The organism is Paraniabella aurantiaca (assembly GCF_050309965.1).
Lineage (GTDB): Bacteria > Bacteroidota > Bacteroidia > Chitinophagales > Chitinophagaceae > Niabella.
In genome coordinates this window covers 248,271-262,154 of record NZ_JBLOSY010000003.1, presented here as the reverse complement: position 1 = coordinate 262,154, position 13,884 = coordinate 248,271, and the positions used below count along the sequence as shown (strand labels likewise).

Annotated in this window: 11 protein-coding genes; 7 read left to right on the top strand and 4 right to left on the bottom strand. The window is 39.9% G+C overall.

The features are described 5' to 3' along the window. Nucleotides 1–7: 7 nt before the first annotated feature. From ACLOAU_RS24345 to ACLOAU_RS24320, 6 genes are all read left to right on the top strand, one after another. Complete coding sequence (locus ACLOAU_RS24345) at nucleotides 8–1,528, top strand: SusD/RagB family nutrient-binding outer membrane lipoprotein (RefSeq protein WP_427864533.1); 1,521 nt, start codon at nucleotides 8–10, stop codon at nucleotides 1,526–1,528. 14 nt (nucleotides 1,529–1,542) lie between these two features. Continuing rightward, nucleotides 1,543–2,406 carry a BT_3987 domain-containing protein gene (locus ACLOAU_RS24340; protein WP_427864532.1) on the top strand — a complete coding sequence of 288 codons (864 nt, stop codon included), beginning with the start codon at nucleotides 1,543–1,545 and terminating at the stop codon, nucleotides 2,404–2,406. Nucleotides 2,407–2,891: 485 nt separating this feature from the next. Beyond that, nucleotides 2,892–6,038 carry a SusC/RagA family TonB-linked outer membrane protein gene (locus ACLOAU_RS24335; protein WP_427864531.1) on the top strand — a complete coding sequence of 1,049 codons (3,147 nt, stop codon included), beginning with the start codon at nucleotides 2,892–2,894 and terminating at the stop codon, nucleotides 6,036–6,038. Between the two features lie 24 nt (nucleotides 6,039–6,062). Next, entirely contained in the window at nucleotides 6,063–7,520 is a 1,458-nt protein-coding gene (locus ACLOAU_RS24330; protein WP_427864530.1) for a SusD/RagB family nutrient-binding outer membrane lipoprotein, read from the top strand. Between the two features lie 27 nt (nucleotides 7,521–7,547). Next, entirely contained in the window at nucleotides 7,548–8,084 is a 537-nt protein-coding gene (locus ACLOAU_RS24325) for a hypothetical protein (protein WP_427864529.1), read from the top strand. 81 nt (nucleotides 8,085–8,165) lie between these two features. Further along, on the top strand, nucleotides 8,166–8,477 hold the full coding sequence (locus ACLOAU_RS24320) for a DUF3467 domain-containing protein (RefSeq protein WP_240847600.1): 312 nt from the start codon (nucleotides 8,166–8,168) through the stop codon (nucleotides 8,475–8,477). Nucleotides 8,478–8,548: 71 nt separating this feature from the next. Here ACLOAU_RS24320 and ACLOAU_RS24315 read toward each other — a convergent pair whose 3' ends face one another. Together ACLOAU_RS24315 and ACLOAU_RS24310 are read right to left on the bottom strand one after the other, a co-directional pair. Further along, on the bottom strand, nucleotides 8,549–8,926 hold the full coding sequence (locus ACLOAU_RS24315; RefSeq protein ID WP_427864528.1) for a hypothetical protein: 378 nt from the start codon (nucleotides 8,924–8,926) through the stop codon (nucleotides 8,549–8,551). Between the two features lie 59 nt (nucleotides 8,927–8,985). Continuing rightward, the gene (locus ACLOAU_RS24310; RefSeq protein WP_427864527.1) at nucleotides 8,986–9,711 is read right to left on the bottom strand and encodes a pyridoxine 5'-phosphate synthase; all 726 of its coding nucleotides are present in this window, start codon (nucleotides 9,709–9,711) and stop codon (nucleotides 8,986–8,988) included. 109 nt (nucleotides 9,712–9,820) lie between these two features. Between ACLOAU_RS24310 and ACLOAU_RS24305 the strand changes: the two genes are divergently transcribed. Then, nucleotides 9,821–10,360, top strand: a complete 540-nt coding sequence (locus ACLOAU_RS24305; protein ID WP_427864526.1) for a thioredoxin family protein — start codon at nucleotides 9,821–9,823, stop codon at nucleotides 10,358–10,360. A gap of 148 nt (nucleotides 10,361–10,508) precedes the next feature. Here ACLOAU_RS24305 and ACLOAU_RS24300 read toward each other — a convergent pair whose 3' ends face one another. Next, a complete protein-coding gene (locus ACLOAU_RS24300; protein WP_427864525.1) occupies nucleotides 10,509–11,189 on the bottom strand; it encodes a lipoprotein signal peptidase in 681 nt (226 codons plus the stop codon). A 226-nt stretch (nucleotides 11,190–11,415) separates the two neighbouring features. Further along, the gene (locus ACLOAU_RS24295; protein WP_427864524.1) at nucleotides 11,416–13,884 is read right to left on the bottom strand and encodes a bifunctional UDP-N-acetylmuramoyl-tripeptide:D-alanyl-D-alanine ligase/alanine racemase; all 2,469 of its coding nucleotides are present in this window, start codon (nucleotides 13,882–13,884) and stop codon (nucleotides 11,416–11,418) included.

Below are 13,884 nucleotides of genomic sequence, written 5' to 3'. Positions count from 1 at the left end.
TTTATCAATGAGAAATACGATAAAATTTATTTGCGGGCTCATTTTTATAGGATCAATTACTTCATGTAAAAAGTTTTTAGATGTTAACCAGAATCCTAATCAGGCAGTTGACGCAAATGTCCCCTACAGACCCATATTTACAGGGGCGCTTCAAAGTGCAGCAGAGAACCAGGGTGGCGGCCCCAGCATTTTAATGAGATGGATGGGATATTGGGGTGTTCCGGGAGACTATGCAATCGATCAGTCTGAAACAAGCTATAATGTACCCAACACCACATCAAACGCACCCTGGATTGGCAACTACGATATCCTGTATGATTTATATCTGGCAAAAACAAAAGCGCTTGCGGTTAATGATAAGGTAACCGCCGGATGTGCGATGATTCTTTCTGTGAGATATTTCCAGGATTTGGTGGATATGTTTGGTAATGTTCCCTATCGGGATATATTTCAGTCAAATAAAAACCCTCAGCCCAAATACAATAAAGCGCAGGAGATTTATGCTGACCTGTTTAAAGTGTTAGATACAGCAATCACATATGTTAATTCTCCTATGAATGAAACACAAACGGCTGCTTTTAATAAGTCTGATATAGCAACCGGTGGCGATATAGAGAAGTGGAATAAATTGGCTAATACTTATAGGTTGAGACTATGCATAAGACAATCTGAGGTTTCGGGATTTAACCCTTCTCCGGAAATAGCGAAAATTGTTGCGAACGGCGGTGTGTTACATGCGGGAGAATCTTTTGATGTTAACCCCGGCTATGCTGATGCAGATAATAAACAATCGCCTTTCTATGGAAATTTTGCGTTCACGCCTTTAGGTAATGATGCGAGTGCTACTACGCGTGCCAACCAATATATGGTGCATATATTGGAAAATTCTGCTGACACCAGGTTAATCAACTATTACAGGCCACTTTCGGGAACTACAGTTATAGGTGTTACTTATGGCGCAAACTCTTCTGATAACCCGACTGGAAGCGGTAGCTCTAAAGTAGGTATTGGTATTGCAAAAAGTGCAACTCAGAATGCATGGATTTTCCCTTCTTTTGAATCAATGTTCCTGGAAGCAGAAGCCATTACAAGAGGCTGGATGCCTGGGAATGCCAAAGCTGCATATGAGGCTGCAGTTATCGAGAATTATGTCTGGTTAAATGCTAACCAATATGGACCACCGGCCGAAGATGCTGCATGGTATATGGACGAAAGCCAAAACCCGGATGGCGGCCCTATTTCTGATTTTGACAATGCAGGAACAACTGTGGCGTCAAAGGCTAAATTTATTGCATATCAGAAATATATTGCTCTGAATGGTATTGATGTTTTGGAGGCCTGGTTCGATCTTAATCGCTTACATATGATACCTGATAATGGATATATTTCTGCAAATCCTGCAAAAGTTTCTAATACTCTTCCCGTTAGATTCCCTTATCCGGATATTGAGCGCAGAACTAATGCCGCAAATGTGGCTGCAGAAGGCACCATTAATATTTTTACAGGAAAATTGTTTTGGCAACCCTAAAAACAACTTAAACAATGAAAAAACTATTATATACTATACAAACGGGTATTATACTTCCTGTCATACTGTTAACCGGTTGTCTTAAAGACAAGCAATTTGATGATGGAACGTATCAGCCAATCAGAGATGGCGAGAAAGTTATTAGCCTGGGGCTGAATACTATTGCAGCTCCCCCCAATTTCGCGATTGTGGCCTTTGACAATTCTAGCAATGATACTATTGTAAATCTTGTACCAGTTGAACTTGGAGGGCCGGTTAGTGCTCCTGAAGACATAAATGTTACTGTTGAACAACAAAATAGCCTGGTAACAGATTATAATGAGGAATACGAGACGGACTACGCTGTACCATCGGCAGTTTCAATAGTTAATCCGGTTGTTACAATTAAAAAAGGCACACGTGTTGGTTTTTTACAGGTAAAGCTTAAGCCAAGCACATTAATCGGTACTAGCAGTGCCATGGGTTTTTCAATTAAAAGTGTTGCTCCTTCTACTGGTTATACTGTTACAAACCAGGGGGCGGGTGTTGCCGCACTACTGATTAAAAATCGATATGATGGTAAGTATTTAGCTTCAGGTACCATGACACACCCAAGTTTAGGGGGTTCATTTACAAATAAGGAATGGGTTATACAAACGACGGGTGCAAACACTGTAGAATTTCAGTTAAATACTACAGCACTATTCAGCGTTATTATCAAAATGACAATTAATGCGGATAACTCAATTACTCTTGCCTCCGACGATGTAAGCTTAGTGCCTTATGTTCAATCCAAAAACTTTTATGATCCGGCAACCAGGACATTTAATGTTGATTTTGGGTACACTGGTGACACACGCCATATTACAGCCAAGGCTGTTTATAATAGTCCAAGGTAATATCGAACATATTTTAAAAGATTAAAGGAGTTTTTTAGGGCTCCGTATGAAGGGTGACTCTAAAGTCACCCTTTTGTATTTTATTATGGTGCAAATCTTTTAGCGCTAGGAGTGTTGAATAATACAGACACAAGAGGTTGATTTGGATCAATAATTTTTTCTGATTTTATTGATTTAGTGAAGAAGGATATAATTTTTTTTTTATAAATTATTTTTCAAATTGATGATATACAGGTATTTATAAATTATTCTATAGAATATTCTTTAATTAATAATGTACTTAATTGATGTTTTCCAAAATATTTTATGCCGCCTCTAATATTTTATATCCATCAGTTTTGTTTTTTGAATTTTTCTAAGAAAAATAATTTAATGTTATATTTTTTCTAAAAAAAGTATTCATTTAAGAAATCAAGATATTAATTTAACTAAAATTTTACATAGTTTTAGCCCTGTATTCAAATTTTAATTTAAAAAAGTTTTAAATGAGGAAATTCAAGCTACTGCTTACAGCTACCCTATTGCTGATAACAAGTATGGCCTGGTCGCAAACCAAAACTATAACCGGTAAAGTAATGGATGAAGAGGGTAATCCTATTTCATTTGCTTCAATTCAAGAGAAGGGAACCACCAATGGTACTTCTGCTGACACCGATGGCAGATTTAATCTTACTCTTAAGTCCGGAAATACAATTGTAGTATCTGCGGCTGGTTTTCAATCTTTGGATGTCAGTGCCTCAAACTCATCTTCTATTGTATTGAAACGAGTAAGCGACTTGCAGGAAAGCGTTGTAGTTACTGCTTTGGGAATATCGAGAAATCGGAAAGTACTTTCTTATAACCCACAGGTAATTAAGTCAGATCTTTTGCAAGAAAAAGGAGATAATAATCTATTATCTCTTTTACAAGGTAAAATAGCCGGAGCTGATATAGCTGGATCGAGCGGATCAGCAGGAGCTTCAGTGAATTTTATCCTAAGAGGAATGACTTCAATATCAAATAATAATCAGGCATTATTTGTAGTTGATGGGGTCCCTATCAGCAATGATGTGGATCAAACGGGGAGCACTTTGTATGGTGTGCAACCTGCAAACAGAGGTTATGATTTAAATCCTAACAATATTGAGTCGGTATCCGTTTTACCTGGTCCTGCGGCAGCCGTTCTATATGGTTCGAGAGCTGCAAGTGGAGCAGTTATCATTACGACGAAAAGAGGTGCCGGAGGTAAAGGTAAAGTATTGGTTACTGCATCTACTTCTTATTCGCAACAGAAGGTATATGGATTTCCTAAGCTACAAAATGAATATGGACAGGGCGCTTCAGGTATTTTTAACAACACTTCAACGTTTTCATGGGGCCCTAAATTTGGTTCGACTCCTTCCCGCACTAACGGTTTAATTGCCGTTGCGGATCAGGTTGTTAACGGAGTACAATATAAAGCCGGAGATGTTATTCCTTTTCAACCATATAAGGATAATCTGATAGGCTTTTTCGAAACAGGAAGTATTTGGGATAACAATTTTGGAATTAATGGAGGTGATGATAAAGGATTTTTCAATATTGCCCTAAATAATAGTACTACACAAGGGATAATGCCCAATACTAAATTTATAAGAAACAGTGTGGAGTTTAATGCAGGTTCTCAGCTCACGGAAAAACTTAATGTTTCAGGTAGTGCAAAAGTTATGAACTCTATACAAGATGGTACTACTCAGGGAAATGGGGGAAGCAGTGCCATGTTTAGGCTTTGGCAGGTTACGAGAAGTACTAATCTTAACTATTATAGAGATAATTATGAGAACCCTGATGGAAGCAATAACTGGTTTGTGTCAGGTGTAGATAACCCTTACTGGGCGGCGTATAATAATCCGTTAAGAAGCAATTTGATGCGTTTTATCGGACAGGTTAAAATCGGATACGATTTCACTCCATGGTTAAATGTGGCTTACAGAATTGGTGCAGACTATTATACAGACCGTCGTAAAAAAATCTCAGCGTTAGGATCTACAGCTGGCTCCGGTCTTGGACAAGTAACTGAAGATTTTTTCTGGAGATCTGAGCTGAACGGGGATTTAATGATCAATCTGAAAAAAGATCATCTATTTGGGTCTGACATTAGCGGAAGTTTATTACTGGGACAGAACATTAATCAAAGAGTATTCCAAAATCCGTATATCGTATCATCCAGCTTGGCACTTCCTGATTTCTACAATGTTAGTAATGGTTCTAATTTCAATGGAACCGGAGAGTATTCTTCTAAAAGAAGACTTCTCGGACATTTTGCGCAATTAAATCTGGGATATAAAAGTTATTTGAACACAGAGTTTACTGCTCGTGTAGATCAATCATCTACTTTACCCGTAAATAACAATACCTACTTGTATTATTCTGCAGGTGGTAGCTTCGTATTCACAGAAGCGTTTAGAGAGCTAAGGTCTGATGTATTAAATTTTGGAAAAGTTCGTTTGAACTATGCTCAGGTGGGTAATGATGCTCCGGTGTATAGCATAGACAATAGTTATTCTTCGTGGTCTTTTGGAAATAATACAGGTTCATTTAGTTTCCCTTATGGTACATTGACTGGTTTTGGCGCATCTGGAACCCTGCCTAATGCAAATTTAAAGCCTGAGATTACAAAATCTTTTGAAGTGGGGGCTAACTTCGGATTGCTGAAAGATCGCATTACCTTAGATTTTACTGCATATTGGTCTTCAAGTATCAATCAGATTATGTCTATTTCAATACCTGCGGCTAGTGGATATACCAGCCAATATGTAAACGCGGGAAAAATTAATAACAAGGGTACGGAGATAAGTTTAGGTATAACTCCAGTTAAAAACTCAGAAGTTACTTGGACAATGAACTTCACTTTCTCCAGGAACAGAAATGAAGTAAAAGAATTGTTTGGAGATATAAAAACAGCTAACGTTTCTGGATTGCGTTTCGGTGGTGTTTCTCCTTCTGCTAGAATTGGTTATCCGCTTGGTGTAATAGTAGGTAGCAAGGTTCCAAGAAGTCCTGATGGTCAGTACCTGATTGATTCCACTACCGGAAACTTCGCAGTACAAATTACTGACCAAGTAGTGGCAGATCCTAACAGGAAATGGATAGCTGGTTTAGTAAACACAGTAAGCTATAAAGGTTTCACTTTGTCTGCTACTCTTGATTATAAGTATGGAGGAGACATAATGTCTTGGACTGTTGCTACTCTGCGCTCAAACGGATCTTTGTATGAAACTGCAATCGATAGAGAGAGTCCAAAAATTCTTCCTGGTGTAATAGACAGGGGGAATGGTAATTATGTTCAAAATAATATCGCTATTCCGGCTCAGGTTTATTGGAATACAAATATGGGAGGAATTGGAGGTAGTGAGTTCACTGTATTCGATGCAACTACCTTCAGAATTAGAGAGGCCTCATTAGGTTATGATTTTGCAAACCTTGGTGTTAAAAATAAGTTTGTAAATGGCTTGAAGTTAGTTGCTTTTGCCAGAAATCTCTTCTTCTATGCTCCTAATAGTCCTATCGATCCGGAACTGAGCACACAAGGTGCGGGAAATATTAGAGGACTTGAATTACAAAGTGCTCCTAATACCCGTTCTTTTGGAGCTAGTTTAAAAGTTACTTTTTAAATAGTTTATATTATTAAAAAATTTATGATGAAAATTATATCTAAATATACTTTTGTGGGGTTGTCTCTATTAAGTCTGGCATCTTGCAAAAAATTCATTGACGTAAATCAGAATCCCAATTCTCCTACGGATGTGCAGCCGAAGGTTTTGCTACCAACAACGTCAATGGGAATAGGGTTCACGAACGTTAACCAGTTGGGGTTGGCGGCAGGGCTGATGGTTCAACACAATGCAGCAATAGCTCAATGGACAGCTTTTGATGTTTATAATTTGGATGGCCAAACCGGTATAACGAACGCATGGAGTTTTGAGCTTTATAATGGCATAATAAATAACCTGAGAATATTGATAGATAAAACTCAGGAAACAAGTCCTGCTTATAGCGGAATAGCAAAAATTCAATTGGCCTACGCATTTGGACTTGTTACAGATTTGTGGGGAGATGTTCCTTACTCACAGGCAGGCTTTGGATTGGCGAATACGTCTCCAAGATATGATGCTCAACAGGACATCTACAAAGGCAACGCGGCATCCGGAATAACCAGCCTCTTTGATTTAATTAGGGACGGAATTGCTGATCTTGACAAAACATCCATATTAAAACCTACTACAGATGACCCAATTTACGGAGGTGATCTTGCTAAGTGGAAAAGAGCTGGAAATTCATTGATTTTGAAGTTCGCAATGCAAATGTCGAATGTTGAGCCGGCGTTGGCCAAGTCTACTATTGAAACGGTGTTGGCTGGGAATAATTTTATCAATGATAATACGTTGAACTTTAGTGTTCCTTTTGGAACATCTGCCGGGAACCAGAATCCAGGCTATGTTCGCGATATCATTGGTTCATTTAAAAATAACCAGATGTTAAGTACTAGGTTTCTTACTTTATCTAGATCTTTAAACGATACAGTGAGATTGGCAAAGTTTTACACAAAACCTAACAATGTATTTACCTCGTATGATAACGGTGCTACTGTAGCAGCTGTTGCAGCAGCTAACAGATCTCAGTATAACGCTTATATTGTTGGAACAACGGGAGAGGGGCCAGCACGATTGTTAACAAATCATCAAGTGAAATTTATCTTGGCAGAGGCTGCAGTTCGGTATGGTATAACCGGCGACGCGAATACTTACTACCAGGATGGAATTAAAGCTTCAATGCGTTTGACAGGCATGACAGATGCAGAAATAAATGCTTACTTTGCTGGTAATCCTTCTGTGGTAACATTGGCTGGTACTAACGACGAAAAAATTAAGCAGATTATTACACAAAAGTACATTTCTCTTGTAGGAAACGGTGTCGAAGCCTATAACGATTACAGGAGAACTGGGTATCCTGTACTTGCCGTGGCTCAAAATGCTACCGGAGATGATCCAACCACAATTCCTAAGAGATTACCTTATTTGGCTACAGAAGCGAATAATCCTAATCAACCTAATCCAAGGCCAAAAACTAATGTAAAAGTTTGGTGGGGTTTATAATATGTCAATACAATAAAACTAATTTATATGTTTAAACTGTTCTACAATATTTTTTTTGGTCTTTTTTTAGTTACTCTTATTTCTTGTAAAAAAGAAGAGGTGTTTTCCATAACCAATCATGAACCTGAGATTCCTGTTACTGTTCTAAATCAAAAAGAAAACTTTGTTGTGCCAACAGTTACAGGCTCCAAGGCAGCTGGTACATTCACAATCGAACTGGGAATTCCTGCAAATTCTGGACGTACAATAAAGGAAATATCAAGGGTTGTTTATACAAGTTCGGCGACAGGTGCTGCGAACTTACTTAAAGTAGGTACTTTTACTAATACTGCGGCATCGGGTATTTATGTAAGCACCCCTATTGCGGGGAATGGAACTAAAGCTACCTTTTCATCTTCATTTGATGAATTTAAAGTGAAGACATTGCAAACCGCTGTGGCTACCGCTGTACCTGAGCCAACAGCTAATAGCGCATTGATCAACCGGTTTTTCCATTTTATGATCACGTTAGACGATGGAACGAAGATTATTCCAATGGGTGTTAGGGTATTAGTGGTGCCTTAGTAGATCGAATGCATTGACTCATAAAAGCCGTTCCTGAACAGGAATGGCTTTTTTCTTTATCTTCACCCCCAAATTAATAACATGCAGAATCAACAAGAAGGAAACCAGCTGAATATTGAGATTTCAGAAGAAGTGGCAGAAGGAACTTATGCTAACCTGGCTATAATTACACATTCGCACGCCGAGTTTGTATTCGACTTTGTAAACATTATGCCCGGAACGCCTAAGAGCAGGGTGAAATCAAGAATTATTTTTACACCCCAGCATGCTAAGCGTTTTATGAAAGCATTGGTGGATAATATTGAAAAATTCGAAGCCATGAACGGCACGATTAAAGACCTGGACGAAACGCAGATCCCGGTGAACTTTGGCGGACCGACCGCTCAGGCCTAGTTCTCTCGATAGCTTATAGTTCATAGATCATGGCAGGTATCTATACAATCAACAATCTATGAACTATTTGCCTATCTGTATTTCTTCCGCTGACTCCCACTGTCACCTGTTAAAGGCGGATCAGGTTTTTGCTTGATCCAGATCACTACCTGCCTCGTTTTATCTTTATCAGATTTTAAGCTGGCGGTTACAGTTACCTTTGAAACGTTCGGATTGTCGGGCAATACCAGGTCGTTACCCTCGAATTTGCCGTAATCTGTTTTGAAATCCAACTCTTTGGCTGTAAGCGGTTTCCAGCTGCCGTCACTCATTTTTCCATCTACATTGATATAATTATGTGTGCCTTTTTTGAGGCTGTCAGTATATAAATGAAAGTGAATACTTTCCACACGCTGTGCATGTGAAGAGCAGATGGCGAAGAAGAAAACAGCAAACAAAAAAAATCTCATTTTATATGTATATAAGCTATTGACGAGTAAACTGATCAAAACGTTGGATAAGTTACCGGTCAAATACTTCGCTCCAATTGCCTTTTATATAGCTGTATAGTGTTTTCAAATCCCAGGTATAGGGCATCGCAGATCAATGCATGGCCAATGCTTACTTCGTCCAGCCAGGGAATATTGGCTGCAAAAAACTGCAGGTTATTCAGGTCCAGATCGTGGCCGGCATTCAACCCCAGCCCGAGCTCCTGCGCTTTCCTGGCAGCCAAAACATAAGGAGCAATCGCAGCATCCCTATCGGTAGAGTAGTACCTCGCATAACCTTCGGTATATAACTCAATACGATCAGTACCGGTTGCCGCAGCACCTTCTACCATGCGCTCATCAGGATCAACAAAGATTGAAACCCTGATACCGGCCTCTTTGAAAATACTGATGATATTTTCCAGGTAATCTCTATGCTTAATAGTATCCCAGCCATGATCACTGGTTAATTGTCCCAGCGCATCGGGAACGAGGGTTACCTGGTGAGGCTTAACTTCCAGAACAAGGTCAATAAACTTTTGCTCGGTGCAGTTACCTTCTATATTGAATTCCGTGGTTAGCAGGGGTTTCAGATCGCGAACATCGGCGTAACGTATATGCCGCTCGTCGGGCCTTGGATGCACGGTAATTCCATCCGCTCCGAACCGTTCCGCATCTTTTGCCATTTTCACCAAATCAGGATTGTTGCCCCCACGTGAGTTTCTGAGGGTCGCAATTTTATTTATATTTACAGAGAGTTTCGTCATTTTCAATATCGCTTTAAAACATCGAAGGTACTACTATCATTGTTTTGCTGAAGTCTAAAAAAAGAGCAACTTCCTTATTTACTATCCTTTAATAATTAATTCAGTTGTTATGATGATCCATAAATTAACATTACTACTCTTATTTACTGCCTTTGCAGCGGTATCAATCGCACAGAAAGAACCTTTGCCCGCGGATTCCGTTTTATCAAGAGCTTTAAGTAAAGCTAAAGCGGATAAAAAGAATGTGTTTATCATTTTTCATGCTTCCTGGTGTGGATGGTGCAAAAAAATGGATGCTGCGATGAGTGATCCGGCCTGTAAACCTTTTTTTGATGCGAACTATGTGGTTGAGCACCTAACTATCCTCGAATCGAAGGATAAGAAGAACCTGGAGAACCCGGGAGCCGAAGCCTTGTATAAAAAACACGCTCCTGCCGATTCAGGAATCCCTTTCTGGCTGATCTATGATGCTGAAGGAAGGCTTATTGCTGATGCTAAAATGCCGGATGGCAGTAATGCGGGTTGTCCTGCAACAGCTGATGAGGTAACACATCTGATTAATACGCTAAAACGCTCTTCATCGATAGACGAAAAAACCAGTAAAGCAATTTTTGAACGTTTTCGCAGGAATGAGCCTGTAAAACAATAATATTAAAAAAATGCATCACCTAAATTAGGGATACATTTTTTTTTGTAAAATCTTTAACAAAGTTTACTTTTATACCTACTTATGATATAAAATATTAAGAGAAACACCGGTATCCGCTGGAGAAGTCATTTTTCAGCGGATATTTTTTTTATTGTAATTGCTGCTCTACCAGCGGAGTGCTGGTTTCTACCTTCCGGTAAAAACGTTTTTGAAAAACCAGTAATGTGATAACGCCGGTGGAAATAGCCATGTCGGCAATATTAAAGATCGGACTGAAAAATTCGAAAGGTTCACCACCAACCCAGGGTAACCAGGAGGGATAAGTAGTTTTTACCATAGGAAAGTACAGCATGTCTACCACGCTGCCATGCAGGAAAGAAGAGTAGCCTTTGCCGCCCATAGAAGCAATGCCTCCATAACCTACATAGTCGCCTACCGCCGCATCAAAATGAAGACCTTTGTCAAACAGCATTCCGTAAAACATACTGTCAATAAGATTGCCTAAAGCGCCGGCATAAATAAGCGCTACGCAAACCATAAACCCACGGGAGTATTTTTCTTTTGCAAATTTTACGATCAGCCAGCTGCCAAAAATAACTGCTACCAGCCTGAACAGGGTTAAAGCAACCTTTCCGCCCTCATTACCAAACTTCCAGCCCCAGGCCATACCACTATTTTCTATGAAGTGTATACGTGCCCAATCCATGCCCAGAATCCGGGTAACTTCACCCACCGGATAACTTGTTTTGATATATATCTTAACCACCTGATCTACTATGAGAATCAGTAAAATAATAATAATAGATGTACTTAACTTCCCTGCCTTCATAAGGTTGCAAAGATGATTTTTAATTTTTAAATTTCAATTTTTAATTTTCCCTGGTTTAGATATAAAAATGCTAAAAATTCAATGCTAAAGAGGAACTCAGGAACACATACAGTGCCTGTGACTGCTCAATAATTCTGCGTTTTCTCTGCTTCTCATTTTCCCCTGCGGTTAACCAACTAAACAGATAAGAGTCAACCAGAGATAAGCTGTCGGGGAATAAAACATTTTATTCGCTCCAATACACTCTTTTTACCCTTTGCGAAATACCAGTCATGATCTCATAAGGGATGGTACCAATTGCTTTGGCCAATTCCTCTACAGGAAGCCCATTCCCAAAAACGATTACATCATCCCCTTCTTTAACGCCTTTTATATGGGTTACGTCAATCATTACCATATCCATGCAAACAGTGCCTATTACCCGGGCCTTTTTGCCGTTAACGAGCATGTAACCTATACCATTGCTAAGCCGCCTGGAGTAACCATCAGCATAACCAATTCTTACCGTGGCAATGGTAGACTTTTGCGTAGCCACTCCCCGGCGATTATAACTTACTGTTTCGCCCTTCTGGATTTGCTTTAATTGCGCAATGGTTGATTTCAACGTAAGTGCGGGTTGTAATTGTTTGGCTACTTTTTTTCCGGCAATGCCGTATAAACCAATACCCAGGCGAACCATGTCCATTTGAAGTTTTGGAAAACGGGCAATAGCTGAAGAGTTAGCAATATGTGTGAGAAAAGAATACCCAAGATCTTCTTTCAATTGGCTGGCCGCTTGCTGCAGTAGCTCATATTGATGTAAGGTAAATGCATCTTCCACAACATCCTCGCTGGCCGCAAGGTGGGAGAAAACAGACTGCACCTTCAGAAAGCTATTGTTTTTTAGTCTTTGTGCCAACACACTAACATCGGCCGTAGCAAATCCAAGCCGGTTCATCCCGGTTTCAATTTCAATATGTACCGGATAATGTTTCAGTCCTGACTGCTGTATATGTTTTTCGAAAGCATCCAGTTGTTCAAAAGAAAAAAGATCCGGCTCAAGCAGGTGCTCTGTGATAGCATCAAATGCATTGGGTTCGGGGTTTAACACCATAATGGGTATCGATATACCGGCCTTACGGATTTCAACACCTTCATCAGCATAAGCCACTCCCAGGTAATCTGCTTTATGATATTGTAACAAACCTGCCACTTCTGTTCCGCCGCTTCCGTAAGCAAAGGCTTTTACCATTACCATTACCCTGGTGGTGGGCCTTAGCATCTGTTGAAACGTCTTATAATTATGAGCAATGGCATTCAAATTGATCTCCAGTATGGTTTGATGAGCCTTCTGCTCCAGCAACGATGCAATCTGCTCAAATTCAAAAACACGGCCTCCCTTAATCAGAATAGCTTCGTCTTTGAAGTTAAAGAAGTGCAGGTGTTGTATAAAGTCGGCCGTCGAAAGAAAAAAGTTGTAGTCGATCTTTGCTTTTTTCGTTGTGATCAATGCAAGCATTACCGACTGCATTTTTTCTCCTATACCTATGAACCTCGCTATTTTATGTTTTTGCAGCTGCTCCAAAATGTTCTGGTATAGCTGTGCGGCATCACTACCTGTTTGAGAAAAGTCGGATAAAATAACTGTTTTTTGCAGCCCCTTAGCCTGTTGCTGTAGAAAATGCAGGGCTATCGAGAGTGAGTCCAGGTCGGCACTATAACTGTCATTAATAATAATGCAATTATTGTTGCCTTTCTTAAACTCCAGGCGCATATTTACAGGTTGGAGCAGTGGTACGCGTTCCTGTAAAATGTTACTGTCAATTTTCAGGTAAAGTGTAACCGCACAAGCTGTCATTATATTTTCTATGGAAGCTGCGTCGGTGAAAGATGTCTGAACTGAAAATTTATTTCCCTGGTAGCTGAGGTTTATTTCCGTACCGGCCGCTTTCTTCTTTATTGCAATTACCTGCAGATTGCACGCTTTGCTTTTTCCCCAGTAAAAAACCGGTATGGCCAACTGGTCTACCTGCTCTTTTATAAACGTCTCATCGCCGTTGGCAATAATTATATCGCTATTCTTAAAAAGCAGCAGCTTTTCCTTCAGCTTTTCAGTATTGTTTTTGAAACCCTCGCTGTGGGCGCTCCCGATATTGGTGATGACACCAATGGTGGGTTGTATAATCTCCCGCAGCTGCTGCATTTCACCGGGTTGGCTAATGCCTGCTTCAAATATAGCCAGGTCATTCGCCGGTTCTATTTCCCAAACGCTCAAAGGCACGCCTATTTGTGAATTGTAACTTTTGGGACTTCTGACGATCGTTTTATCTGCCTGTAGCAACTGGTACAGCCATTCTTTTACAATAGTTTTACCATTACTTCCTGTTATGCCAATTACTTCTATGTCAAACTTCGACCGGTGAAAAGCGGCAAGTTTTTGTAAAGCTGTCAGTACATTATCTACCGTCAGGAACAGGGCATCCGGATAATTCTTTATATTGACTTTTTCTGAAACTACAAAGTAGCGCAGTCCGGCTTTATATAACTCGGGTATAAATACATGTCCATCTCTTCGCGGGCCTGCTAATGCAAAAAACAGGCAAGATTCGGGGTTGACAAGCTTCCTGCTGTCTGTAAGTAAAGTATAAATAGCAACCTTCGGTATATGTTGTGCCGATAAACCAAGAGCGCCTGCAATATCCTGTAGCGTGTGCAT

Coding starts and splice junctions, on each gene's coding strand:
- ACLOAU_RS24345 (WP_427864533.1), top strand. CDS start 8: ATGAGAAATACGATAAAATTTATTTGCGGGCTCATTTTTATAGGATCA.
- ACLOAU_RS24340 (WP_427864532.1), top strand. CDS start 1,543: ATGAAAAAACTATTATATACTATACAAACGGGTATTATACTTCCTGTC.
- ACLOAU_RS24335 (WP_427864531.1), top strand. CDS start 2,892: ATGAGGAAATTCAAGCTACTGCTTACAGCTACCCTATTGCTGATAACA.
- ACLOAU_RS24330 (WP_427864530.1), top strand. CDS start 6,063: ATGATGAAAATTATATCTAAATATACTTTTGTGGGGTTGTCTCTATTA.
- ACLOAU_RS24325 (WP_427864529.1), top strand. CDS start 7,548: ATGTTTAAACTGTTCTACAATATTTTTTTTGGTCTTTTTTTAGTTACT.
- ACLOAU_RS24320 (WP_240847600.1), top strand. CDS start 8,166: ATGCAGAATCAACAAGAAGGAAACCAGCTGAATATTGAGATTTCAGAA.
- ACLOAU_RS24315 (WP_427864528.1), bottom strand. CDS start 8,926: ATGAGATTTTTTTTGTTTGCTGTTTTCTTCTTCGCCATCTGCTCTTCA.
- ACLOAU_RS24310 (WP_427864527.1), bottom strand. CDS start 9,711: ATGACGAAACTCTCTGTAAATATAAATAAAATTGCGACCCTCAGAAAC.
- ACLOAU_RS24305 (WP_427864526.1), top strand. CDS start 9,821: ATGATGATCCATAAATTAACATTACTACTCTTATTTACTGCCTTTGCA.
- ACLOAU_RS24300 (WP_427864525.1), bottom strand. CDS start 11,189: ATGAAGGCAGGGAAGTTAAGTACATCTATTATTATTATTTTACTGATT.
- ACLOAU_RS24295 (WP_427864524.1), bottom strand. CDS start 13,884: ATGCACACGCTACAGGATATTGCAGGCGCTCTTGGTTTATCGGCACAA.